Source organism: Campylobacter showae CSUNSWCD, from assembly GCF_000313615.1.
Lineage (GTDB): Bacteria > Campylobacterota > Campylobacteria > Campylobacterales > Campylobacteraceae > Campylobacter_A > Campylobacter_A showae_A.
The window spans coordinates 35015-60589 of record NZ_AMZQ01000010.1; the positions used below are offsets into that span (position 1 = coordinate 35015).

Genomic DNA, 25575 nt, shown 5'->3' on the forward strand with positions numbered 1-25575 from the left:
GGCGCAGCCATGAACTACCCTTACGAAAATTTCGAGGATATGCTAAACGCCGCAGTCGATAAAAACGGCGGCGGCATCGCGATCTATACGGAAACTAGCAAGATTAGCTACAAGCAGCTACGCACAGATGCCTTTACGCTAGCTGCGTTTTTGCAAGGTATGGGCATAAAAAAAGGCGACCGCGTCGCGATGATCGTAAACAACTCGCCCGAGTTTATCGCCAGCTACTTTGCCATCACGCTACTTGGCGCGATCGCAGTGCCAATAAATACCTTTTTAAAATACGAAGAATTCGAATACATCATAAACGACTGCGGGGCGAAATTTCTCTTTGCTTCGGTCGAACTCGCAAAAGAGATAAAAGGGCTAGATAGCAAAACCGCGATCAAAAAGATCGTCTGGATCGGCGATAGAGCCGAATTTGACGAAAACAATATCAGCTACGCGCACGCGCTAAACTGTAAAATCGAGCTAAATTTGACCGACCGACCGAGTATCGACGACCTAGCCCACATCATCTACACATCAGGCACCACAGGCAAGCCAAAAGGCGCGATGATCAGCTACCGCAACCTCATCTCAAACGTCCAGGGCGCGCACGAGGTCTTTCACGTGCGTATGAAAGATAGATTTGCCGTGTTTTTGCCGATGTTTCACAGCTTTACTCTCACGGCGATGGTGCTACTGCCGATATTTGCGGCGTGTTCGCTTATTTTGGTGAAGTCCATTTTCCCGTTTTCAAACGTCCTAAAACAAGTCCTGCTCAAGCGCGCGACCGTATTTTTAGGCGTGCCGGCGATCTACACGGCTATCGGAAAGGCAAAAATCCCGTGGTATTTTCGCTGGTTTAACTGCGTTAGGATTTTCATCAGCGGCGGCGCGCCTTTGGCCGAGCAGACTATTACCGATTTTCGCGTTAAATTTCCGCGCGCGGTGCTGATAGAAGGCTACGGCCTTAGCGAATGCTCGCCTATCGTCTCGGCAAATACGATGCAAAAACAAAAAGTCTCAAGCGTCGGCTTACCGCTGCCTGGCTACGAAGTAAAATGCATAAACGACGAGATGATGGAGCTACCAGCAGGCGAGGTCGGCGAGCTAATCGTAAAAGGCGACTGCGTGATGCAGGGCTACCTAAATATGCCAGACGCCACCGACGAGGCGATCGTAAACGGCTGGCTGCGCACGGGCGACCTTGTTAGGATCGACGAGGAGGGCTATATCTTTATCGTCGACCGCAAAAAAGACCTCATCATCTCAAAAGGCATCAATATCTATCCGCGCGAGATCGAGGAGGTGCTGTTTAAGCTGCCAGAAGTCGAAGCCGCCGCAGTTATCGGCGTCAAAGACGAACACGCGGACGAGGAGGTCACGGCGTTTATTCAGTTTAAAGAAAATATGAGCCTGGACGAAAAAGATATCCGCGCGCATCTAAAAAAACACTTGGCAAATTTTAAAATTCCAAAGACGATTTATTTTAAAGACGAACTGCCTAAAAATGCGACGGGCAAGGTGCTTAAGCGCGTTTTAAAGGATCAGATAAGGGGTGAAATTTAGTGCGGTTTTTGATAGAGTTTATCGGCGGCAAGCAAAATTCTAAAATTTCCTCGCTCATAAAATGTAGCGAAAACGAGGCGAAAATTTTACGCCACCTGAGCAAAAGCTACGTCGAGGGCACTCCGCAAAGTAGCGCTTACGACGTGCTTTGCGCGGTTTTTGGTAGCGAGGAGTATAAATTTTTAGCAGGCCTTGCAGACGTAAAAAACCTGTTAGAGAGCGGCTGGATCGTGCAGGGCTTTTCTATATTTAAAAACCCTAACGCAGACAGCGCGGGCTCAAATTTACTCGGTCTGCTTCACAGCGAGATCTCGCTCTCGCCGCTTTTTCTTAAAATTTTAGAAGAGGGCGAGTTTGGACTTACGCTACCTGCAGTCGTGCCCTACGCCGATCATCTTGATTATCTAAAAGATCAGTTTTTGCGCGTGGAGCTTTACGGCAAGCTCTCGTTTTTTAGCAAAAACGTATCAAGCGACGCCAAAAGCCGCCTCGAAAAAGACGTGAAAGAGCTAGAAGCCATCATCGAAAAACGGCTAAATTTAAGCAAAATTTCGATCTCCGTCGAGCAAATTTTCAAAGATAACTCCCTAAACGACAAGGAACAGCTTATTTTCCTCGCACTTTTAAAGGAAGAGTATGTCGGCGAAACGGATGCAAACCGCGACCTAAACGCACTTGTAGGGATTTTGAGCGCGGATGAATTTGAGCGCATCAAAAACCGCGCCCTGCTAGACGAGGGCTCAAAGCTGATCGAAAACGGCCTCATCGACTACGACGAGTCGCTAAACGCTTACGGCGGCTTTAGCAGGACGTTTTACATAACCGACGAAATTTTACAAAGCGTAATGCACCCAAAAACCGAGAGCAAAAGCAAAAAACTAGCACTAGAAACTCTCGTAAAAGAGCAGGAGATATTTGAGCTCATCGAGCCCTCGACCGACATAAACGACGTCGTGCTGGATGTCAAAGTAAAGGAGCTACTGGACGCGATCCTAAAGCAAGTAGATCGCCGCGTGCTGGCACGCCTATCTAGCTGGGGCATCAAGTCGCGTAAAAACGTGGATGCCAAAATCATCTTTTACGGGCCGCCGGGTACGGGCAAAACCATGAGCGCACTAAGCCTCGCAAAGAGCCTAAAAAAGCAGGTTCTTAGCTTTGACTGTTCTAAAATTTTGAGCAAATACGTCGGCGAAAGCGAGCAAAACGTGCGTAAAATTTTCGACACGTACAAAGAAATCTGCGCCAAAAGCAAGAGCGAGCCCGTGCTGCTGCTAAACGAAGCCGATCAGTTTCTAAGCACGCGCGTCGAGGGCGGCAGCGGCGCAGACAAGATGCACAACCAAATGCAAAATATATTTTTGGAGCAAATCGAGCGGTTTGAGGGCGTGCTCATCGCCACGACGAACTTCTTGCAAAGCCTGGATATCGCGTTTTCTCGCAGGTTTGATTATAAGATCGAGTTTAAAAAGCCCGACCTCGCCGCTCGTCTTGCGATCTGGCGCAAAGTGCTGCCCGAAAATGCGAGCTTTGAGGAAAATTTCGACGTCAAACAGCTAGCTAAATTTGAGCTAAGCGGCGCGCAAATCATGCTCGCGCTCAAAAACACAGCGTTAAAAGTCGCCGTGCGCGAGGACGGGATATTTACGATCGGCGACTTTGAAAGCGAGATCAAACGCGAGATGAGCTCAAATTTCGGCGAGGATAAGAAGGTTGGGTTTGACGGATAAATTCGGCCAAATTTGAAGCGCGGCGGATTAAATTTAGCTAAATTTCGCCTAACGTTTTTGTTAAATTTGAGTGGGTTTTATAGCGCTTGCTCTAAATTTGCGCTACTTACTCGGCTTTATAGCCGTTCTTGCAATTTTAAGCGTTAAATTCGTAGCTCGGCAGGCGCAAATTTGGCAAGCGATTCAAATTTTCGCGATTCTTGCAACTCAATTTCAGGGAATTTAATCAAACGCAGGCAAATTTCACCACACCGCGCCAAGCTACTTTAGGTATCGCAGCTGTTTGCGCTGCGCTGAGTGCAGTTGTCTACTTCAGTATTTCGACTAAATTTTAGTCGGCGCTTTCGTCCTTTACGCCATAACGACGACAAAAAGCCCGTTTGGGAGCAAATTTTAACTTGGCTTTCAAATATAGTTTAGATCGACGCGCTTAAACGAGATCTTGCCCGCTAAACCTCTCGCCCGCTTTTAAAATTTCATCCCTTAGCTTCTCGTGTCCTGCAGATAGAGCTGCGATCTTAGCTAGTTTTTCGTCCTTTATCTGCGCAAATTCGCTCTTTAATGCCGATAAAATTTTATTTAAAAACGACGCGTTGCCAAGCATCTCGTTTTCAAATTCGTATAAATTTAGCGACGTCAAAACGCGGTCTTGCACCTCGTCAAAGCTCGGGATAAAGAGTGCAAAGCCGTTTTGCTCGTGCGCGCGCATCGAGCCTGCGATCTTTTCTTTTAGAAAATACACGGCGATTTTAACGGCGTTTTCGTAGTTTGCGGCAACTTTGAGGTTTAGCTTTTCAAAAAACAGCGCCGTCTTTTGCAGTCCTTTAAATTTCGCCATCTCATAGTCTCGCAAAAACGTCCTATAAACCTGCCCCGCATACGTCCTAACGTCGGCAAACACGGTATCGGAGTGCGTTTCGTCTTCCTTTTGCGCGTTTTCAAATTCCGATTTATAAATCATAAATTCACGCTCCAACCGAGCGTAAATTTCATCCAGCGCCGCGCCGATTTCTTCTTGCAACGCACTTAGGCCGCGCTTATACGTCCTAAAAAATTTGGCGAATTTTACGTCGTTGTAGATGAGTTTTGAAAATACCTCGTCGCTGTCAAAATCCACCGCCTCATACGAGCTAGCTTCAAAATACTCGCCCTTTAGCAGCGTTTTTCGCGGCGCGTATTTATACTTTTTCACGCTTTTTAAGCTGGCTAGGATCTCGTCTGCAACGAGCTTTGCGACGTGTTTTAGCTCGTTAAAGGCTAGCTCGATTTTCGGTTTAAAATTTTCTTGCACGGCTTTTAAATTTGACTCTAGTTCGGTGTCAAATTTGGAGATTATCTCGCCGGCTTTTTCGTAAATTTTAGCGATTTTTTCGTGCTGATCTGCGTTTACGGCAACCAGTCTAGCGCACTTTTCGCGCACAAATTTTTCTTTTATCTCTTCGCCACCAAAAAGCTCGCGGACCGCGCCTATCACTTCGCTAAAATTTGACTCCGCCAAAAGTGCCGCGTCGCCATTTGCCTGCGCCGTTACAGCTTGCTTGGCAGAAACTGCGATGATGCGCCCAAAAAATCGCCCGTAGGTCGTTTGCGCGTGGTTTTTGAGGCGCTCAAGCTCGTCCTTGCTTAGCTTATCTTTTTGATTTAGCAAGCAGATCGCCGTTTTGCCTCCGCCAGCTAAAAATTCCTCGATCTGCGCGGCTTCGCTAGCGCGCGCGGCGTTATCGGCGAGGCTTAGCCAGATGACGCCCGCGACGTCTTTTAGCACCTCGTGCGTGACGGCGGTGTCGGCCTTTGAGAGCGAGTTTAGCCCCGGCGTATCGACGAAATTTACCAGCTTTAAAATCTCAGAGGGCGCATAAACGCAAAGCCTGCTCACGTCGTCGCCAAACACACGCTGATCGACGAATCGCCCTATCTCCTCGACGCCCAGATAAAGCTCCCTGCCATTTTCGTAAAGCACGCTAAGCCCGGGCGCGGCGCCGTATCTGATAAAAGTCGGCTTCGAGGTCACGGGAGTTAAACCCGAGGGCAAGATCTCGCTACCCAAAAGCGCGTTTAAAAACGTAGATTTGCCACTAGAAAACTGTCCAACTATAGCGACTGTAAGCGGGCTAGATAAAAATAGATCGAGTTTATTTAGCTCACGCTCTAGCTCTGAGCTTGGGTGAAATTTAGGCTCGGTTAGCTCGTTTTGCAGCCGTCTAAATCGTCCGCGAAAATCGTCCGAAAATATCTTAAAATACCGCGTTTTATACGCGTTTATAAACTCCTCAAACACTTTGCAGCTCCAAATTTATAGCATTTATCGCCTCGCTTTGCGAGTTTAGGCGCTCTAGCTCCCGCGAGCTCGCTCCGCTAGTTTGCGCTAGCTGGGCTAGCTCGTTTTTTAGGGCTTCTTCGCTGATTTCGAGCGTCTTTTCTTGCTCTTTTAGCGCGGCTTCGATATGCTTTTTAAACTCGCTTTTTTCAAATTCGCTAAGCTCGAAAACGAAATTTTTGATCCGCTGGGCGCCCAAAAACTCCTCGGCAGCTAGTTTGGCGGCCTCGGATACGCCTTGCGCGCCCGAGTTTGCCGCGCCGGACACCGCATCTGCGACCTCTATGCACTCTAAATTTATCCCTTTTGAGCTCAAATAATCGTTTATGCTAAAGACCTTGGCCGCTGCCGTTTTACCCTCAAATTCGCCAAATTTTAGCGCGATATTTTGCGCGCACACGTCGATTTGCCGCATGATTTCGTTGCGGTTTTGACGCATTAGGACGATGACGCCGTCTTTGATCGTAGTTTGCGCGATGCGAGCCAGACGCTGCGGGTCGATCTTTTGTTTTTTAGAGACCGCATAGTTTACGTCATCCGCAATGCGCTGCTTTAGCGTTTGCGCCAAAGACCTTAGCCCTAGCTCGTAGCTGGCGGCCGTCTTAGCCGTATCTAGGCGCTCCAGCTCCTCTTTTACTGAGCCTCTTACCTCCTCTAGGCGGCTAGTTAGCGCAGCTTTTTGCTCGTTTAGCTCGGCGAGCTTTTGCGACAAGCTCAAATTTGAGCCCGTTAGCTTTAAAATCTCGCTTTGCGTATCCGCCGCAAACTGCGCGCAGACGCGGCCGAGCTCCTTTTTATAGGCCTCGATGCCAAGGCGAGATTTTTGGCTATTAGGGCCAAAAAGCGTTTCGTAAAGATACTGCTTAAACTCCTCGACGCCGCTGTTTTGCCCGCCTTCAAAGTAGCTTTTGGCGCTCACGGCGAAAAACTCCGCCCCAATACCCAGCTCCCGCGTGCGCCCCTCGACGCTCTTTTTGGCGTAGGCGGCGACCTCGTTTAGCTCGCCGTCCTTTAGCACGTCGGCGTGAGTTAGCAACACGGCGAGCTTTACGGCGTGCGAGTTTTGCAGGCTTGAAACGATAAAGTCCAGATCCTTTTGCGTGGCGCTTTGCGAGACGTTCATCAGGTGCACCATCAAGTCGCACTCCCGCATAAATCTTCGCACCAGCTCCTCGCGCGCAGCCACCGCGTCGTCGATGCCGGGCGTGTCGATGATGCGCACGTTATCCTTTAAAAGCTCCAAATTTTCGTAGAGCTCGACGCTTTTTACAAATTTAGCGTATTTGGAGTCCGCCGAAGTGTAGAGCTTGATCTCGTCAGTTTTAACCGTTTTGCTAGCGGGCTGGTTGGAGCAAATTTGGCCCGAGTTAGAGCTTTTAAATGTGGTTTTTGATTCGTCCTCCGCGCCAAATTTGCCGCTTAAATTTTGCACCGTTTCGCTCGGATCGCCCTCAAATTTGACGCCTGTTTCGCCATAAATTTGAGCTATTTCATCATCTTGATCTTGCGCTATGCCAAGCTCTTTTAGCTCCGCTTCGCTCCAAAAATTTACCTTCGCAAAAGGCTTGGGCGAGTATTTTAGCACCGTTAAATTTACGGTTTCTGGCACGTTTGAAGCACCCAGGATTTTTTTGCCCAGCAGTGCGTTTAGCAGGGTTGATTTGCCTGCGTTTATGACGCCAGTGGCCGCGACGTTAAACTCGAGCTCATGCGCTTTTTGCCTCGCTTTTGCTGCCGCGTTTGCGACGTGCGCGCCCGGATTTAGCGATAAAATTCGCTCGCAGATATCGTTTAGCGCGTCTATTTTTTGATGGAAGACGTCTGATTTTTTAAAATTTGCGCCCTCTTGCTCGTTCCCTGCGGTCAAATCTGCGCCAAGAGAGCGCAAAAACTCCGCAAGCCTGCTAAAATGCGCGGCGGAGATTATATTTTCGGTTTGCAGGATTTCTAAGGCGGCCAGGAGCTTTGATTTTGAAATTTTAGCGGATTTTAGAGCGTTTATCGCGCCTAGCTGGGCGCACTGCAGGCTGTATATGTCGGCCTTTAGCCCAAGCGCGTGAAGGATATCCCTAAACTCCTTTAGCGCCATAAATCTATCGAAATTTTCAGCATCTGCCGCAAGTAAAACAGCGAGGCTTCGCTCGTCTGCGAGAATTTGCGTTTTGGGATCCAAAAATAGCTTAAGAGCGCCCCAAATTTCGCTTAAAAATTTATCCGTATCCACCGCTTCGCCTTTGATAAAATTTGCGCCCGCAAGGTCGCTTTCGGGGCGAAATTTAGCATAAATTAAATTTAAACAAGCTTGGGCGGGTTATTTTCGCGATAAATTTAAAGCAGTCTGCGTAAAAAGCAAATTTGATGGCAAAATCGCGTCAAATTTACTCAAATTTACATAGCGGCTCGTGGCTGAATGATGTTTTGATCAAATTTTTGCTCGGTGTCTTCGCTCATGATGTGAAGCACCTTGCTGCGTTTGATCTTCGCGTCATCCTTAAATATCGCGCGCACCTTGTCCATGCCAGCGTAGAAGTCGCGCATGAGCACGACGCAGATGTATTTGCCAAAAAATGTTGGCTTGATAACGCCGTTTTCTTCATAGATCGCATTTACAAGTTTTAGCAAGCTAAGCTCGACAAATAGGTCTTTGTTGATGTTTGCCTCGTTTTGCTCGTTGTAGGTTTTGATATCGACTGCGCCGTCAAAAAGCCTTGTTAAAAATGTATATTTTAGTCTCTCTTTTTTGCTAAATGCGCATTTTGCGATGACTGGGCTTTGTTTTTCTTTGATCTTTCTGCCGTAGTCAAGTAGGTTAAAGGCATTTATCACAAGCTCGCCGTTTAAGAAGCTAAACGCCCCGCTACCAACGCCCACGTACTCTAAATTTGAGCCTACATATTCGTCGCGAAGCTCTGCACTTTTTTCATTTGAAAATGCCCAGGCGTTGCTTTGCTTATAGCCACCTTTAGCAAATTCACTCACGATGATCTCGTAAAATTCGCGCTCATTATCGACGTTTGAGATGCCTAGTGCGCGAGCGATGTTCTCTCTTGTTAGCTCTGATTTCATGAGCGGATAGAAGGTGATTTGCTGCGGGGAGATCGATTTTGCAGTGTTTATGTCATTTATTAGCTGCTCTTTTGTTTGATTTGGTAGGTTAAAGATGAGATCTAGGCTGATGACTGGTATCTTGCCGATAGCCTGCTCAAGCTTTCTTTTTGTCTCTTTGGCTGAGCCAAATTTATCGTATCTGCCAACTCTTTTTAATGTCTCATCATCAAAGCTTTGCACGCCAACGCTTAAGCGGTTGATGAGCCCATCAAAACGGCTTAGGCTCTCTGGCGAGATGTGATTTGGGTCGCTCTCTGCTGAGACATCCTCTATGCTAAAGAGATCTTTTGCGAGTTTTAGCGTTTTTTCAAGCTCTGGCTCGTTTATAAGCGTCGTGCCACCGCCCACATAAAGCGAGTCAAAGTCAAAGCCAGCCTCTTTTATCTGCCTCATCTCCTCGCGTAAATTTTCAAAGTAAATTTTCGCAAGCTCCTGCTCGTAGTGGTACTTATGAAACGAGCAATACGGGCAAAATGTGTGACAAAATGGCACGTGAGCGTATAGCATATACTTTTTGTCTTTTTTTGGAGTTTTGGTGTAAGTCGTGTTTAAAATGTCTATGTTAAATTCGTTGTATAGCGATTTTTGTATAGAATTATGAGCGTAATTTACAGCAAAACTCTCAATGATATTTTTAAAAATCATAATTAATCGCCTTAAATAAGTTAGTTTTAATTTAGTCCATTAGGATAGCCAAATTTTAATAAATTTAGCCTTGCATTAACGTAAATTTTGAGTAAAAAATGCAATCATTTTTTAAATTTTCTATTTTTACAAACCTGCGATTTTTACATATCTAGCTCGCTTTTGCTCTATAAATTTAAGCTTAGCCTACTTACTCTTTAACCCTTGAAATGACCTTACTTGAGTCAAGCTCAAATTTCTCTCCGTTTTTTGCCTGCAGATAGTAAAATTTACCGATATTGCAAAGTGATTTTATGCCATAAATTTTAACTGCTTTCTCATCTATCTCGCAAGGCATTTGCTCTTTGTCTTTTGCCTCACAAAGTGACTTTGGCAGGGCATTTAGCGCACTTTTATCTACAAGTAAAAATTTATAATCCACATCGCCTATGTTAAATATTTTGGCTGAGTATTTGACAAATAAAAGCGAGTTTGAAACTATCATAAGAATGATCGCAGTATAAAATATAAATGAAAAATCCCTAGTCTCTTTGATGCTCGCAACGCCCAGCATAAATGAGAGCATAAACGAGCAAAATAACATCCAAAGTGCAAAAAACTCACTAAAGTCACTTGAAACAATATTAAGTGCAATAAATAAAGCAACCACCAAGCAAGATAAAACTCCTATAGCCAAATTTGGTCTATCTTTAAAGAAAACTGCTAAATTTACCCCAGTGTAAGATAACAAAAGTAGCGATAAAATAGCGCCCCAGCCGTAGTTTAGCCTGAAAGCCGCAAAGGCCAAAATGGCAAAAGAGATGAGCGTTAAAATGTAGATGAAATTTGAGTTATAAAAAAACAGAAATTTTGGCTTTTTAAATTTATACTTTTTATCGTCTTTTTGGTATAAAAATGAGATAAAAACTAGAACCAATATCTCAAAAACGGTGACAAATGCAGTCGCACAAAAGAGCAAAATGCCTGTAAATATCATCTCCGCGCTATGTAAATTTGGAAAATATCGGGTCTCAAAGCCAAAATAATAAAAGTAGCAAAGCACGCTGATGATAGGCACGATAAAATTTGAGTGTTTAAAGAAAAAAGCAACACACTCTTTTATGAAATTTGCCTTTAATTTTGCCGAGTGCTCGCCCAAATGGCTCTCGAAAAACGAGTTTAAAAGTAGCTCATTTTTGACCTTTTCAAGCTCCTCTGGCTCTTTTGAGAGCGCCTTTTTGTAAATTTCGTAGTTTTGCTCGCCAAAGTCTTTTGTGATCTCATCTTTGATATCCAAAATGACAAGAGTGATCTGCTCTTTTATCTCGCCAAGCCTCTTTGAAACTTCAGCAAAATTTGTCCTATTTAGCCTATCAAAAAGGTCGTTTTCTTCGTTTAAAAGTGCGATCAAGCGCGCTTGTTTGCTGCTTCTTATCTCGCAGTTTGAAAAATTTGCCTTTAAGAAATTTACAAATTTTTTAGCGTTTTTAACGCTCTCATCTTTTTCATCTAAAATATCTTGGTAGTTCAAAATTTACCTTTCTAATATAGGACCTGGTGTTATTTTGCTGGCATCAAGTTTGAATTTAATCTTTTTATCTGTTACATTACCATCTGCTTCTAAATAATAAAATTTTCCAGGAGTTGAAAGTACTTTAATATTATAAATTTTTATAACATTTTTTGCTTCTTTTTCATTATAGTATGTCTTACTAGTATTGCAATCTTTGTTACAAATTTCTATTGGTAGTGCCTCTCTTATGCTTTTTTCAACAGTTAAATATTTATATTTAATATTTCCAAGATCAGAAATTTGGATAACCTTATCGCTAATTAGACAAACTAATATTAAATTAATAACAGCAAAAGCATAAAACCAAAATGCAAAATAATATAAATCTTTTTCTAGCAATAGAAAGAAAAGCAATATTATTGCCAATAGTATAAAAATAGATACTATAACTATGTTCTCTATAGAATCATTACTTACTCTACTATAAACTAATAAAAATATCACAAATGGGCTAAAGATAGATATAAAGCCATGAAAAGCTAGTAGCCAAAACTGCTCGCTTTTAAAAATCATTAATTTCTGACTCTTTGTTTTAAATAACAAACCAATATATATGAGAAAAATATCAATAATATAAAAAGAAACAAAACTTAGTTCTAAATTTTTTTAAATCCAACTAATGTCGTTTAATATCAAAACAATTAATGCTACAGATAAAATTATCGAAAGAAGAAAAACTGGCAAGATACCTTTAATATCTCGCATATAAAATACAACAGCCAACTGTAATATTGGCATAAGATATAATATAAATAGCAAACTAAGCCCTGCTAAAGCTAGCGAAACTAGAATCGAGAATATGTCACCACTTTCAGGCAATGGAATGTAACCTATGTTTCTATTAAGAACAAAATACATTATAAATGGCATTAAGCCAAGTAATGCTATTAGACTTTTGTAGTGTTTTTTTGCAAAATCTATTTTTTTAAAAATAAATTTGATTTTCTGCTGATCCCTATATTCATATCCAAATTTTTCTAGTGTAAACTTTGCTTCTTGACTATTTTGTTTTTCTAATAAAACAATTTGTCTGTAAATTTTCTCGTCAAGATTCTCTATGGATAGTGTTGATTCTTTATAATTATCATACTTTAATTCTAAGTATTTTTCTTTCTTCTCTGAAAGTAACTTAATTAAAGTTGAAATACCACTAGTTTGCAATGAAATGTCTTTGAGTTCTTTAATAAAATTGTCGCAATCTTTAATAACTCTATTTTTATCTTCAACCAATCTCTCAAAACTTTTCATATTTCAAACCTTTTTTGTTTAAAAATTCTTTGCCAACTATGCAAGCACCTTTGCAATGTGCTTCCAACCCAAATTTTCAGCAAATTCAGCCGCCGTTTTGCCACTTTTCGTGCGGGCATTTTTATTAGCGCCATATTTTAGCAAGAGATTTACAAGGTTTAAATTTCCAGCGATCGCCTCGTGATGAAGCTGTGTGTATCCAAACTCATCGGCGTCTGTAGCTATGCTTGGGTGCTCTTTTGCGTAGTTTTCAAACTGCTCGGTCATATTTTTACTCATCGGATGCTCTATCAAATTTTCTGGATGCTCTTTTTGCTCGTAAACTACCAAAATATCGTTAAAATCGCCAAAATCAAGCCCCCAAGCCGCGTCATGCTCGGCTAGCTCATCTTTTTGCATGCGTGAGCGCATCGCCTGCACGCTAAATCCGCCATATGCGCGCCCGCCAATGGCAAAGAGCCAGTCGCTCATCTCTTCTATCTTTGCGCTTACTTGATCGCCAACTTTCACGTTTTGCACTGTGTCTGGCTCATTTACGAGCGTGCCATATATCGTTTCGCCGTCAAATTCTACGTCGTTTATCCACATGTGTTCGCCCACCTCTTCGCCGTTTATGGTGTCAAGAAAGCAAATTTTTACCATCGCATAGTCAAGTGCTGGCACGATCCTGCGGCGCTCCCAGTAAAGCTCACGCCAAAAATACCTAAAACTCTCGCGAGCTTGCTCAAATGCGTGCTGCATGTAGTCTTCGTCATTGCTTACAAAATAGATCGGCATCTGCTCGCCAAGATCGACTTGCTTGCCAAAAATTTTCTTAAAAAAGCTCATTTTTTATCCTTAGTGAAATAAATTTAAGTGTAAATTTGCAAAAAACTGCCAAATTTAAAACGAAACCGGCCAAATTTTGAATGAAAAAACAGGCGACAGTTTTGCAAATTTAATGACAAAGCGAAACACAAAATATCGTGAGATGGATTTAAATGTTGCGACGAAAAATCAAGCATGCGCTAGGCACATAGCCTGCGGAGTGAGAATTTTTCTAGCTCATTTAAAGACACTCACGAGAAGCTGTTATTTTAGGTTTTTAAAGCTTATCGGAAGTTCTAAATTTAACCCCCTCACCAGCTTTATACACTCCTGCAGATCATCTATGCTTTTGCTTGTCACTCTGATCTCTTCGCCCCTGATCTGCGCGCTCACCTTGATCTTTGAGTCTTTGATCGCTTTGGTGATCTTTTTTGAGTTTTCGCCGTCAAGCGTGTCGTTTAGCTTTAGCGTCGCCTTTAAATTTCCACCGCTCGCTGGCTCTCTTTTTGTCTCGGTGATCGCAACTGGTGGGATATTTCGCTTGATAAGTTTTGAGATCACTATATCTTTTAGTGCGTCGATCTTGTTGTCGCTTGAGCTAAGAAGCGTGATAAATTTCTCTTTTTCATTTAGCTCCACTTCAGCCGCCAGCCCCTTAAAGTCATATCTAGCAGCGATCTCTTTTTTCGCCGTCTCAAGAGCGTTTTTAACCTCCATCATATCGACCGCTGCGCTTATATCAAAACTATGCTCAGTTGCCATTTTTATCCTTTCAAAAATTCTTTTATATTTTCCGCGATCATCGCTACGAGCCGCTCTCTAGCCTCAAAACTCGCCCACGCTACGTGCGGAGTGAGTATCAAATTTTCCTTATTTTTGATACGAAGTAGCGGATGATCCGCGCGCATGGGCTCGGTCTCCAGCACGTCCGAGGCAAATCGCAAATTCCGCCCATCTATCGCGCGGGCTACGGCGCTCTCATCCACGATGCCGCCGCGTCCGAAGTTCATCAGTATGGCGCCCTCTTTCATTAAATTTAACTCCCGCTCACCGATCAAATTTCGCGTTTTTTCATTTAGTGGAGCGTGGATACTCACGATGTCGCAGCCGCTTAGAAGCTCGCCCAAATTTAGCCTTTTAAACTCGGCGTTTGCGTTTGCACCACTAGTTGAGTAATAGCTCACTCTCGCGCCAAATGCCGCCGCTATGCGCGCCACGCCCCTGCCAATCTCGCCAAGCCCGATGACGCCAAAGCTCTTGCCCGCTATCTCGCCGATACTGCGGTCTAGATTCGTAAAAATTTCGCTCTTCGCCCACTCGCCGCTTTGCGTGTAATTATCGTAAAATTTGATGCGATTAGTCAGCGCAAAAAGGCAAGCAAACGTATGCTGCACGACGCTAGCGGTGGAGTAGCCCGCGACGTTTTTTACCGCGATACCTTTTGCCGCGGCGTACGCGAGATCGACGTTGTTCATGCCAGTTGCACTTATGCAGATTAGCTTTAAATTTGAAGCATCCATCACGGCTTTGTCGATGACGACCTTGTTCGTGATGACGACATCCGCGCCCTTTAGTCGCTCTATGCGCTCGGCCGCGGCGGTCGTCTCAAAGCTAACAAACTCGCCAAACTGCCCAAAAACATCCAAATTTACGTCGCTTCCAAGCGTCGCGGCATCGAGGCAGACTAATTTCATTTTGCATCCTTATTTGATAAAATGCCCCACGAATTTGGAGTAGTTATCTAAAATTTCGCCACCTCTACGGTATCCCAGCGCGCACGCCTCGTATGCGAAAAAGACGCCCGCTTGATAGCTATTTCCGGCGACGTCTTTATTAAATTCGTAAAATTCCTGATAGATCGCGCGGTTTTGGCCGTAGTCGCCGCCGTTTTGCGAGCTAATGCTACCGTCAGCCTCGATCACGCTCACGTTTGCGCCCTCTCGCCCAAAAACCGGCTTTTTCACGCACTTTTTGCCTGCGATCGGCTTGTCGCTAGCCTGCAGTAAAAGCGGGTGATTCGGATATAGATCCCATAAAATTTTCAAGATGCCTTTGCTTTGAAAAAGCAGTGTGTATGCGGGATTTAGGATGATGGCTTTTTGATTTTGGACGATGTTTTTTAGGATGATAGCTAGCTCGCCTTCCTCTATGGCGATGTCCTCCCACGGCACGAGCTTGAACCAGTACTCGTAGTTTTCGCCGTCGAAAAATACGCCCTCCTCGTCGTTAAATACGACCTCATCGACATAGGCAAACGCCGTGTGAAAGCCCGCCTCCTCGGCGATATATTGCAGTAGCTTCACGGTCTGCTCGTCCTCGCTACTGCCGGCCACCGAGCTAAATAAAATTTTCCAGCCCTCATAGTGCTCGTTAAAACTCTCAGTCTCCTCATCTAGCGTCACTAGGCGCTTGAAGTTTTGTTTTAGCGCGTCATAAAGGTCGTTAAACTGCGCACTCTCGTCCATGCGGTTAAACTTAAGCGCCGCCCACTGGATGATCGCCGTCTCAAACACGGCAGTCGGCGTGTCGGCGTTAAATTCGATCAGTTTTATCGGTTTGCCATCCAGCCCGCCTGCCAGGTCAAATCTACCGTAGAGGTGCCAGTGCACGTCGTTTTCCCAGCTTTCGCGCACGAGATCAACTAGATTAAACGGGATGCCGACCTCGTGATAGAGGTTGTTGTCGATGATGTGCTGAGCGGCTGCGACGAACATATCGTATAGCTCGTTTACGGCGTTATAATACGCCTCAGCCTGCGCCTCGCTAACCTCTACTAGCTCATCTGCTACGTAATCGCTGCCGTCCGGATCCGTGTGCCACGTAAAGCCGATCTCGCCTAAAAATTCGTTATTTAACGGGTTGATTTTTTTTAAATTTATCATTCTCAGCCTCCAAAACTTGAGCTCGAGCTTGAGCTTGATTTTGAGCTTGAGCTACTAGACCCGCCGAAAAATCCGCTCTTTCCGCCGCTTGATTTGCCCGCCGAGCTCGTAGCTTTTGCTTTGTTAAAGCTATCGACGCTCCTTGAGTAGGCGCTTGGGTTTTTATACGCGCTTTGGCGCTGCGACTGATAGCCCGGGTTGTTAAATAGCTTGTTACCGATCCAGCTGCCGATGATCGCGCCTGCAGCCGAGGCTAGAAGCGTCTCGCCAAGGCTCATACCGCCGCTTGAAAGTTGCGCGTTTTGAGCGTTTGGACTCGTCAAATTTGACGTTCCGGCGTCGATTTTAGCGTTTTCCTCGGCGATTAGCTTATCCATCTCCTCTTTGCTCAGCACGCGCTCGGTACCGTTGATGTCCTTTAGCACTACGCGCGTTTCGCTACTTGGGTACTCTTCTAGGACTTTATATTTGCCCGGAGCGGTTTCCTCGATGATGACGAATGCTCCCGTTTTTTGCGCCGCTTCGTTTAGTGCGCTACTTTCGCCGCCGTTATCGCTGCTACCGCAACCGGCCAGCCCGGCCGCTACCACCGCGCCAAAGCCGCCCACGGCAGCGTAGCTGGCTACTTTTTTGATATGCTTAAAAACTCTCATTTTTTATCTAGCTCCTTTGAAATTTTCTTGCTTTTGACCATTATCACGCCTTTTTTAAATTTGATAAATTTTGATTTTCCGATGTTTTTTATGATTTTATTTTGCGTTTTTTTGAGGCTCTTGCCGCTTAAATTTTGCGATTTTAAAAACTCAGCCAGGCTCGTCCATTTGCCCTCGTTTTCAGGCTTGCTCTCGACGAATTCGACGTCGATTGGGGCTACGTATTCGCCGTTTTGACGCGCTAGTAGCGGACGCTCGAGCATGCTTAGAAATCCCCTTAGTTTCTCGTCTCTTTCGCGGTAAATTTGAGCTATTTCAGTTTTATTGTTTAGTAAAATTTGCTCTTTTTCGCGAAAAAGCCTCTCTTTGTCGGCTTGCAAATTTTGATTTTGTTCTTTTAGTTCGCCAATTTGCGAGAGTAGAAATTCATTGACGTCAAATTCGCCAGCTTTCGCAGCTTTTTTTGACTCCGAGCTTTTAGCGGATTTTGAAGTTTTGGGCGCTGATTTGGGTGCGGCTTGGGGCTCGTAGCCGTCCAAAACCACGTATTTTACGCCGTCTTTTTCAAAGGTTTTTAGCGTTCCGCGACGAATGCGGTTGTAGACGGCTTCCTTGGTTACGCCTAAGATTTCCGCGGCCTCGCTCACGGGCACTTTGGACATATTTTTCCTTTGATCGTTAAATTTGGCGTAGATTATGGCAAATTTTGGCTTTGATGCGAGTTAAACGGGAGTTTGAAAAAAGAAAAGGCCGCCGAAGCGACCCTTTTGGTTAGAGCTTTGACTCGTAGCGTCTAAGCATATATAGACGTTTAAGCATTTTCTTGCGAGCCGCGATTTTTTGTTTTTTGCGGATCTCGGTCATAGGCTCGAAAAAGCGTCTTGCGCGAACTTCAGTCACGACAAGATTCCTGTCGGTTTGCTTTTTGAACTTTCTGTAAGCTTCGTCAAAAGACTCGTTAGGATGTACCTTGATACCAGGCAACGTCCTCACCACCTTTCAATTAAAATAGACGGCGATTATAGCAGAAATTTAGTAAATTTGAGAATTTATAAAAAATTAATCGCATTAAAACTATAATCTATCAAAAATTATCACTACTTTGTAATCAGGATGAATTATGACGAAAGAAGAATATAAAAATTATTTCAAATTTGCTAGCAAACGCTATATCGCCTACATCCTGATAACCTGTACCGCGCTGATTTTACCTTTTATATCTATCGGCGGAAATCAATTTTTCCTATTAAGCTTTGAGCGCAGCGAGCTGCATCTGTTTTTTGCTAAATTTAACGTTCAAGAGCTATTTTTGATGCCTTTCGTGCTCATCATTTTTTTTATTTTTATATTTTTTATGACGAATTTAGGCGGCCGCGTCTGGTGCGGCTGGAGCTGCCCGCAGACGATATTTCGCGCGATCTACCGCGACCTTATACAAACTAAAATTTTAAAAATCCGCAAAAGCGTCTCAAACAAACAAACAATTGCCGAGAGCGGCGTCAAAAACGCGCTAGCAGTCGCGATCTGGAGCGTTTTGGCTTTTATCGCGGCAGCGAATTTTCTCTGGTTTTTCGTCCCGCCGCAGGACTTTTTCGCTCAAATTTCAAATCCCGCCGAGCATAAAATTTTACTTGGAGCTTGGCTTGTTATCGCTGCGTTTTTGATATTTGACGTCGCGTTTTTGGGCGAAAACTTTTGCGTTTACGTCTGTCCGTACGCTAGAGTGCAGTCCGTGATGATCGATGCCGACAGCGTGCAGGTGATCTACGACGAGGCTCGCGGCGGTAAAATTTACGATGGTCAAACCAAACTCTGGAAAAAGCCGCCTGACCCGCAAAGCGAGTGCACCGGCTGCGAAGCCTGCGTGAAAATTTGCCCGACACACATCGACATCAGAAAAGGCATGCAGCTAGAGTGCATAAACTGCCTAGAGTGCGTGGATGCCTGTACAAAAACAATGTCGGGGCTAAATTTGCCTAGTCTAATTAGCTGGACTAGCTCAAATTCGCTAAAAACCAAGCAAAAAGTGCGGTATTTGCGCTTTAAAACAATCGGTTACTGCGCCGCCATCGCTATCGCCGCAACCGCGCTAACGCTAATGAGCGCCAAAAAAGAGAGCATGCTGCTAAACATAAACCGCACAAGCGAGCTGTATAAGGTAAATAAAAGCGGCCAGATCGAAAACGCATACGTATTTTTGTTTGAAAACACCGACGCGCACGCGCATGAGTTTTATTTTGACGTTAGCGCAGAGGAAGCTAAAGCGCCGATAAAAATCGAGCGCCCAAAGACTCAAATTTCGTTAAAAGCGGGCGAAAAAAAGAGAGTCGTAGTCGTGCTAAGCGCGCCTAAAGCGGCATTTACCGGTACAAATGAGCAAACAACGAAGATAGAAATCTCAGCCTACGCAGCGGATAACAAAGAAAAAATAAATGTTAAGAGGCGGACGATTTTTGCCCATCCAAGTGAGTAAAAAATTATTTTTTTATAGTATAATCATACTTTAAGATTTTTTAAAATTTGGGGGCTATAAAAATGGATACGAAACCGACGAAACGAAGCGCCGAGAGAAAAGAGAAATTCATCCAAGCCGGGCTTGAAATTTTCCTCGAAAACGGCTACGAAAACACGAGTTTAACGGATATCATCAAAAAAAGCGGCGGGTCGCTGGCTAGCATCTACAAATTTTTTGAAAATAAAGAAGGGCTCTTTCGCGCTATCGTAGAGCGCGGATTTGACGACTTTAGAATGCAGATAGACGAAAAAATCGATCTAAATTTGCCGCATAAGCTGGATGATTTTTTAACCAAATTTGCGATGATATTTTTCGACATCATCTGTGAAAAGAAAACCACGCTAATCTCAAGAGTGATGATGAGCGAAGGCGCAAAAAACGACGGCCTTTTAGGTAAAGAGTTTTTGGATCAAATTTTAAGCAAAATCGATAAAATTTTAATCGATTTTTTCGAGCGCGAAGATATAAGAGTCCAACTAAATCCATGTATCTCTCCTTACGTCGCAGCCAAGGCGTTTGCCGCAGTCGTTAGAGAGCCTTATCATTATAATGCCATTTTGCTAAACGAGGACATAACGCTAAGCGCAGAAGAGCGCGAAGAGCACGTAAAAACGCGCATAGATATGTTTTTGCACGGCGTAAAAAAACGCTAAATTCGCCCCTCAAAAATTTGACTTTTCATTTAAATAAGAGTAGAATAGCCAACTTTATTTGTAATAAATTTACATACCAAATTTTTGTATAATATCCCAAAAAAATTAAAGGCAAATTTATGAGAAATTTTAAAACCCTTTCGGTTTTGTTATTGGCGTCGTTGCTTTTTACGGCATGCTTTGATGGTAACGATAAAAAAAGCGCGGCCGCAGCCGGACAACAACGACAAATGCCGCCGTCAAAAGTCGATGTATTCGTAGCTAAAAAATCAGACGTGCCGATCAGCTTTGATTACACCGCGACCCTAACGAGCCAGCAAGACGTAATCATATATCCAAAAGTAAGCGGCACGGTAACCAAGCAGTTTTTTAAACCAGGCGACAACGTAAAAGCAGGCGACAAGCTGTTTTTGATAGATCCCGAAAAATACCAAGCCAGCTACGACGCGCTTGAGGCTGCTATCGGCGTAGCAAACGCAAATTTAAAAAATGCTCAGACCGAATTTAACAGAATTTCAAATTTATATAAGAAAAACGCCGTTTCGCAAAAAGAGTACGACGCGGCAGTTTCGGCGCTCGAGATCGCAAACGCAAATTTACTAAGCGCTAGAGCAAACGCTAAAAACGCCAAAATAGACCTAGGCTACACGAGTATCGCCGCGCCTTTTGACGGCGTTTTGGGCGATAACCTAGTAGACGTGGGCTCGCTAGTCGTAGCAAACACGACTCAGCTCGTGCGTCTAACCAAAATCAACCCGATCGAGGCGCACTTCCACATCTCCGACGTCGATAATCTAAACCGCGTCAAAATGCAAGAAAGCGGCCTCTGGGCGCAGACAAATTCGGAAGCCGTGCTAAAAGTCGGCCCGGGAGAGTTTAACGGCAAGGTAAATTTCATCGATAACGTCGTAAATACAAATATGGGCACCGTTTTAGCCAAGGCTGAATTTAACAACGACGAGGGCAAGCTGCTACCTGGCATGTTCGGCCACGTGACGATGGGCGGATTTTACCAAAAAGACGGATTTAAAATCCCTCAAGTAGCACTCCAACAAACCGACGTCAAGACCTACGTACTAGTCGTAGAGGACGGCAAAGTAGCCTCCAAAGACGTAAAAATCACCTATCAAACCAAAGACGCCGCAGTCGTTAGCGAGGGGTTAAACGAAAATGATAAAATCATCTTAAACAACTTCCTAAAAATCGGCGTAGGTGCACCCGTCGAGATAGACAAGGACCTAACCGCAAGCTTTGGCAAAGGTACAAATTTAGAGCCTAAAAACGAGCAAGAAAAGGCTAAGTGATGTTTTCTAAATTTTTTATAAATCGCCCGATATTCGCCACCGTCGTATCTATCATCATAGTTATCGCGGGTGCAATGGCGATAAAGGGGCTTCCCATCGAGGAGTATCCCAAGCTAACCCCGCCTCAAATTTCCGTTAGTGCCGTCTACACGGGCGCCGACGCTCAGACCATCTCCGACTCCGTAGCCAGCGCGATCGAGGACCAGATAAACGGCGTAGAAAACATGCTCTATATGCAAAGCACCTCAAGCTCGAGCGGTTCGCTAAATATCAACGTTTATTTTAAAATCGGTACCTCAGCCAAACAAGCCACGATCGACGTAAACAACCGCGTCCAGGCAGCGCTCTCAAGGCTACCTCAAGAGGTGCAAAATATGGGCGTGACCGTGCGCGAACGCAGCGGCTCGATCCTAGAGGTAGTCGGCTTTACGAGCTCAAACATGGACTTAGTCGAGCTGTATAACTACGTAAATTTAAACATCGCGGACGAGGTTAAAAGGGTTAACGGCGTAGGCGACACGGCGCTAATCGGTAGCAAAGAGTACTCGATGAGAATTTGGCTAAAACCAGACAAACTAGCCTACTACAAGCTAACTCCTAGCGACGTCATCGCTCAAGTAAAAATCCAAAACAGCCAATACGCCGCCGGTAAAATAGGCGAGCAGCCCTCAGACGGGGATAATCCTTACGTTTATTCCGTTCGCTCGGACGGCCGTCTAAAAAATGCCGCGCAGTTTGGCGATATAGTAATCAAAAGCGCCGACGGAGCGGTGCTAAAGCTAAAAGACGTAGCGACCGTGGAGCTAGGAGCGGCTAGCTACGCATCTGACTCGATGCTAAACGGTCAAGACTCTATACCGCTTTTAATCTTTATGCAAAATGACGCCAACGCCTTAGCCACGGCGCAAGCAGTAAATGCAAAGCTTGATGAGCTAAGTAAAAATTTCCCCGCAGGCTTTAAACACACGATCGCGTATAACCCGACCGAATTTATCGAAGTTTCTATCCAAGAGGTTATAAAAACTTTCATCGAGGCGATGATCCTAGTTATCATTGTTATGTATATGTTTTTAAAGAGCTTCCGCGCCACTATCATCCCGATACTAGCCGTTCCTGTGTCTATCATCGGCACGTTTGGCGGACTATACGCGATGGGATTTAGTATAAATTTGATTACGCTTTTTGCACTCATACTTGCCATCGGTATCGTCGTGGACGACGCCATCATCGTTATCGAAAACGTGGAGAGAATTTTACACGAGGATAAAAATATAACTGTCAAAGAAGCGACATATAAGGCGATGGAGGAGGTGCAAACGCCCGTCATCTCTATCGTTCTCGTTCTCTCGGCCGTTTTTATCCCCGTTTCTTTTATGGAGGGCTTTGTCGGCGTGATCCAGCGCCAGTTCGCGCTTACGCTCGTTACTTCAGTTTGTATCTCGGGCTTTGTGGCGCTTACGCTTACTCCTGCGCTTTGCGGCGTTATGCTAAAAAAACAAGAGAGCAAGCCGTTTTGGTTTGTGCAGAAATTTAACGACTTTTTCGACTGGAGTACGAAAATTTTCACTGCGGGCGTAGCAACGGTACTTCGCCACGTTATCATCAGCCTTATTTTGATAGGCATTATGGGTTTTGCGACTTATGAGCTGTTTAAAAAAGTCCCAAGCGGCCTCGTACCGTCCGAGGATAAAGGTGCGTTGATGGTTATCACTTCGCTACCGCCGTCGTCAAATATGCTAAAAACCAAAAAAGAAGTTCAAAATATCAACCAAGCTATCCTTAGCAACCCAAATGTCGAGTTTATGATGAGTTTTGCGGGATACGATATGCTTGCGGGCGCGCTTAGAGAAAATTCGGCCATCAGCTTTATCAAGCTAAAAGACTGGAGCGAGAGAAAAACGCCAGATAGCCAAGCAGACGCATTAACAGGGCCTTTTAACGGCATGCTTTGGGGCTCGAAGGAGTCGATGAGTTTTGTCGTAAACGTCCCGCCTATCATGGGTCTTTCGATGACGGGCGGCTTTGAGATGTATCTGCAAAACAAAAGCGGCAAAAGCTACGCCCAGATCGAAGCCGACGTGAAAAAAGTAGTCGCCGCGGCAAACGCTCGCCCGGATCTAACCAGCGTACGCTCGACGCTAGAAACTAATTACCGCCAGTTTAAAATCGACATCGATAGGCAAAAAGCCCAGATGTTTGGCGTGAGCGAGAGCGAAATATTTAGCGCGATAGGCTCGACTTTCGGTTCTTACTATATCAACGACTTTAGCCTTTTTGGCAAATCCTACCGCGTCTATGCCAGAGGCGAGGACGGTTTTAGAAACAATCCCGAAGATCTGCGTAAAATTTACGTCCGCTCAAGTGGCGGCGAGATGATACCGCTAAACTCCGTCGCCACCCTAACCAGAATTTTGGGTCCCGATATCGTGGATAGATTTAACCTTTTCCCGGCGGCTAAGATCCAAGGCGACCCGAAACCTGGCTACACGTCTGGAGACGCGATAAAAGCTATACAAGAGGTGGTCGAGCAGACGCTAAGCACTGAGGAATACTCCATCAGCTGGGCGGGCACCGCGTATCAGGAGGTTAGCTCGCAAGGCACGGGCTCTACGGCGTTTATATTCGGTATGATTTTCGTATTTTTGATCCTAGCGGCGCAGTATGAGCGCTGGCTCATCCCACTAGCCGTTATCACGGCCGTTCCGTTCGCGGTTTTTGGCTCACTAGTCGCTGTTTGGGCTAGAGGGCTAACAAACGACATTTACTTCCAGATCGGACTACTGCTTCTCATCGGTCTGTCTGCCAAAAACGCGATCCTCATCGTCGAATTTGCGATGCAAGAAAGACTAGCGGGCAAGAGCGTATTTGACGCTGCCGTTAATGCAGCCAGACTTCGCTTCCGCCCGATCGTCATGACCTCGCTCGCATTTACCTTGGGCGTTTTCCCGATGGTTATCAGTACGGGTGCTGGCGCTGCGTCTCGCCACTCGCTGGGCACGGGCGTGATCGGCGGTATGATAGCGGCCACTACGATAGCGATATTTTTCATACCGATGTTTTACTATCTGCTAGAAAAGCTAAACAACAAAGTCTGGGATAAAAAACCAAGCGGAGCACAGGAGGTCAAAAATGTATAAAATTTTAACTTTAGCCGCGGCGCTATTTTTAGCCGGTTGCTCGTTTCGACCCGAGATCCCCGAGGTTGATACGAAATTTGAATCTACGTATAAATTTGAAACTAGCGACATCAGAGACGAGTGGTGGAAGGAGTTTGGCGACGAAAATCTAAACGCCCTCGTAGCTAGCGCGCTAGAGAAAAACACCGACCTTCGCACGGCTTATTTAAATTTACAAAAAGCGGCCGCAAGCCTAGGCATCTCTGAGGCCGATCTTTTTCCTAGCGTAAATTTAAACGTCGGCTACACCAAAGCAAAAAGCAGCGGCGAGACCTACACCAAACAGCCCCAAACGCGCTACCGAAACTCTGAAATAAATTTAGGCCTTAGCTACGAGATAGATCTGTGGGGCAGAGTGCGAAACAGCGTCGAGTCGGCTAAAGCCAGTCTAAACGCGACCAAGCTCGACTACGCCACCGCGCGCCTTAGCATAAGCTCTAGTGTGGCTAAAAGCTACTTCGCGCTCGTGGCTCTAAATATGCGCGAAGCCGTGCTAAAAGACACGCTAAAAACCTACGAGGAGACGCTGGCGCTTCGCAAAACACAGCTTGATCTAGGCGGCATAAACGAAACGACCTATCTACAAAGCAAAGCGGCCGTCGAAAGCGCCAAAGTAAGCCTGCTAGAGGTGCAAACCTCGCTGTCTCAGGCTCTAACGTCATTAGCGATACTAACGGGTAAATCAAACGACGAGATCCTAAAAGGTTCCGTGCAGAGCGCTAAAATGCTACCTAAAGAGCCCGAAGTGAGTGCGGGCGTGAGCGCAGATATACTACTGCGAAGGAGCGACGTAGCTAAAGCCTACGCCGATCTAAACGCGACTAACGCGCTAATCGGCGTCGCAAAGGCCGATTATCTACCGTCCATCTCGCTAACGGGACTTTTTGGATTTTCCAGCGTGGATTTTGAAAATATATTTATCAGCAACGCAAACACGTGGAGCATAGGCGGATCTTTGGTGCAGAAAATTTTCGACTACGGCAGAACCAAAAACAACGTCCGCATAGCCGAAACTAACGAGCAAATCGCAGCCGTAGCCTACGAAGCGGCGGTCAAAAAGGCTCTGGGCGAGGTTAGAGACGCGCTAAACAACCGTAAAAACGCCAAACTAACGCTAAATCAAGTCAAAGAGCTCCTGCACTCGCAAGAAAAAATCTATAAGCTAGCCAAGGATCAGTTTGAAGAAGGCTACACGGGGCACCTGGAGCTACTCGACGCACAACGCAACCTACTCTCGGTTAGACTCCAAGACATCGCGGCAAATTTAAACCTCATCGACTCGGTCGTGGACGTATATAAGGCATTTGGTGGCGGATTTAGGGCCGAATAATTTTACTTTTGGGCGGAGATTCTCCGCCTCTTTCTTTTTGAATTTCTTTTTGCTTTTCGGTTTTAAATTTGACGCGGCCTTGGGTGCAAATTTAGATATTTAAC

General features: G+C 45.1%; 20 protein-coding genes. 7 read left to right on the plus strand and 13 right to left on the minus strand.

All coding sequences use genetic code 11. The annotated features are described in order from the left end of the window. The first annotated feature begins 9 nt into the window (after positions 1 to 9). Both CSUNSWCD_RS07705 and CSUNSWCD_RS07710 read left to right on the plus strand, forming a co-directional pair. On the plus strand, positions 10 to 1554 hold the full coding sequence (locus tag CSUNSWCD_RS07705) for a fatty acid--CoA ligase (protein ID WP_009495450.1): 1545 nt from the start codon (positions 10 to 12) through the stop codon (positions 1552 to 1554). Continuing rightward, positions 1554 to 3281, plus strand: a complete 1728-nt coding sequence (locus CSUNSWCD_RS07710) for an ATP-binding protein (RefSeq protein ID WP_009495452.1) — start codon at positions 1554 to 1556, stop codon at positions 3279 to 3281. The genes CSUNSWCD_RS07705 and CSUNSWCD_RS07710 overlap by 1 nt, the downstream gene beginning before the upstream one ends. 430 nt (positions 3282 to 3711) lie before the next feature. Here CSUNSWCD_RS07710 and CSUNSWCD_RS07715 read toward each other — a convergent pair whose 3' ends face one another. The 13 genes from CSUNSWCD_RS07715 to rpsU all read right to left on the minus strand — a co-directional run bounded on the left by CSUNSWCD_RS07715 (position 3712) and on the right by rpsU (position 17477). Next, positions 3712 to 5559, minus strand: a complete 1848-nt coding sequence (locus CSUNSWCD_RS07715) for a dynamin family protein (protein WP_009495461.1) — start codon at positions 5557 to 5559, stop codon at positions 3712 to 3714. Beyond that, positions 5552 to 7822, minus strand: a complete 2271-nt coding sequence (locus tag CSUNSWCD_RS07720) for a dynamin family protein (protein WP_009495463.1) — start codon at positions 7820 to 7822, stop codon at positions 5552 to 5554. Before CSUNSWCD_RS07720 ends, CSUNSWCD_RS07715 begins: the two co-directional genes overlap by 8 nt. Positions 7823 to 7986: 164 nt before the next feature. Then, on the minus strand, positions 7987 to 9351 hold the full coding sequence (locus CSUNSWCD_RS07725) for a coproporphyrinogen III oxidase family protein (RefSeq protein WP_009495466.1): 1365 nt from the start codon (positions 9349 to 9351) through the stop codon (positions 7987 to 7989). 190 nt (positions 9352 to 9541) lie between these two features. Beyond that, complete coding sequence (locus tag CSUNSWCD_RS07730) at positions 9542 to 10861, minus strand: hypothetical protein (RefSeq protein WP_009495471.1); 1320 nt, start codon at positions 10859 to 10861, stop codon at positions 9542 to 9544. A 3-nt stretch (positions 10862 to 10864) separates the two neighbouring features. Continuing rightward, positions 10865 to 11416 (minus strand): hypothetical protein, encoded by a 552-nt coding sequence (locus tag CSUNSWCD_RS07735; protein ID WP_009495473.1) that lies wholly within the window; start codon positions 11414 to 11416, stop codon positions 10865 to 10867. Between the two features lie 93 nt (positions 11417 to 11509). Then, complete coding sequence (locus CSUNSWCD_RS07740; RefSeq protein WP_009495475.1) at positions 11510 to 12151, minus strand: hypothetical protein; 642 nt, start codon at positions 12149 to 12151, stop codon at positions 11510 to 11512. 36 nt (positions 12152 to 12187) lie between these two features. Then, positions 12188 to 12979, minus strand: a complete 792-nt coding sequence (locus tag CSUNSWCD_RS07745; RefSeq protein ID WP_009495477.1) for a YegJ family protein — start codon at positions 12977 to 12979, stop codon at positions 12188 to 12190. Positions 12980 to 13222: 243 nt separating this feature from the next. Further along, entirely contained in the window at positions 13223 to 13720 is a 498-nt protein-coding gene (locus CSUNSWCD_RS07750; protein WP_009495479.1) for a YajQ family cyclic di-GMP-binding protein, read from the minus strand. Between the two features lie 2 nt (positions 13721 to 13722). Continuing rightward, the gene (locus CSUNSWCD_RS07755) at positions 13723 to 14652 is read right to left on the minus strand and encodes a D-2-hydroxyacid dehydrogenase (RefSeq protein ID WP_009495481.1); all 930 of its coding nucleotides are present in this window, start codon (positions 14650 to 14652) and stop codon (positions 13723 to 13725) included. Positions 14653 to 14661: 9 nt separating this feature from the next. Beyond that, positions 14662 to 15840: a glutathionylspermidine synthase family protein gene (locus tag CSUNSWCD_RS07760; protein WP_009495483.1), complete on the minus strand. Its 1179-nt coding sequence runs from the start codon at positions 15838 to 15840 to the stop codon at positions 14662 to 14664. A 2-nt stretch (positions 15841 to 15842) separates the two neighbouring features. After that, entirely contained in the window at positions 15843 to 16493 is a 651-nt protein-coding gene (locus tag CSUNSWCD_RS07765) for a UPF0323 family lipoprotein (protein WP_009495485.1), read from the minus strand. Next, on the minus strand, positions 16490 to 17155 hold the full coding sequence (locus CSUNSWCD_RS07770) for a MerR family transcriptional regulator (RefSeq protein ID WP_009495488.1): 666 nt from the start codon (positions 17153 to 17155) through the stop codon (positions 16490 to 16492). The genes CSUNSWCD_RS07765 and CSUNSWCD_RS07770 overlap by 4 nt, the downstream gene beginning before the upstream one ends. Positions 17156 to 17264: 109 nt before the next feature. After that, on the minus strand, positions 17265 to 17477 hold the full coding sequence (rpsU, locus tag CSUNSWCD_RS07775; protein ID WP_002951513.1) for a 30S ribosomal protein S21: 213 nt from the start codon (positions 17475 to 17477) through the stop codon (positions 17265 to 17267). Positions 17478 to 17613: 136 nt separating this feature from the next. On the opposite strand from rpsU, the gene ccoG reads away from it, so the two are divergent. From ccoG to CSUNSWCD_RS07800, 5 genes are all read left to right on the plus strand, one after another. Continuing rightward, entirely contained in the window at positions 17614 to 18966 is a 1353-nt protein-coding gene (ccoG, locus tag CSUNSWCD_RS07780; protein ID WP_009495494.1) for a cytochrome c oxidase accessory protein CcoG, read from the plus strand. 62 nt (positions 18967 to 19028) lie between these two features. Then, the gene (locus CSUNSWCD_RS07785) at positions 19029 to 19661 is read left to right on the plus strand and encodes a TetR/AcrR family transcriptional regulator (protein WP_009495496.1); all 633 of its coding nucleotides are present in this window, start codon (positions 19029 to 19031) and stop codon (positions 19659 to 19661) included. Between the two features lie 119 nt (positions 19662 to 19780). Further along, complete coding sequence (locus tag CSUNSWCD_RS07790) at positions 19781 to 20965, plus strand: efflux RND transporter periplasmic adaptor subunit (RefSeq protein WP_009495498.1); 1185 nt, start codon at positions 19781 to 19783, stop codon at positions 20963 to 20965. Continuing rightward, positions 20965 to 24102, plus strand: a complete 3138-nt coding sequence (locus tag CSUNSWCD_RS07795) for an efflux RND transporter permease subunit (protein WP_009495500.1) — start codon at positions 20965 to 20967, stop codon at positions 24100 to 24102. Before CSUNSWCD_RS07790 ends, CSUNSWCD_RS07795 begins: the two co-directional genes overlap by 1 nt. Continuing rightward, entirely contained in the window at positions 24095 to 25471 is a 1377-nt protein-coding gene (locus CSUNSWCD_RS07800; protein ID WP_009495501.1) for an efflux transporter outer membrane subunit, read from the plus strand. Before CSUNSWCD_RS07795 ends, CSUNSWCD_RS07800 begins: the two co-directional genes overlap by 8 nt. The last annotated feature ends 104 nt before the right edge of the window (positions 25472 to 25575 follow it).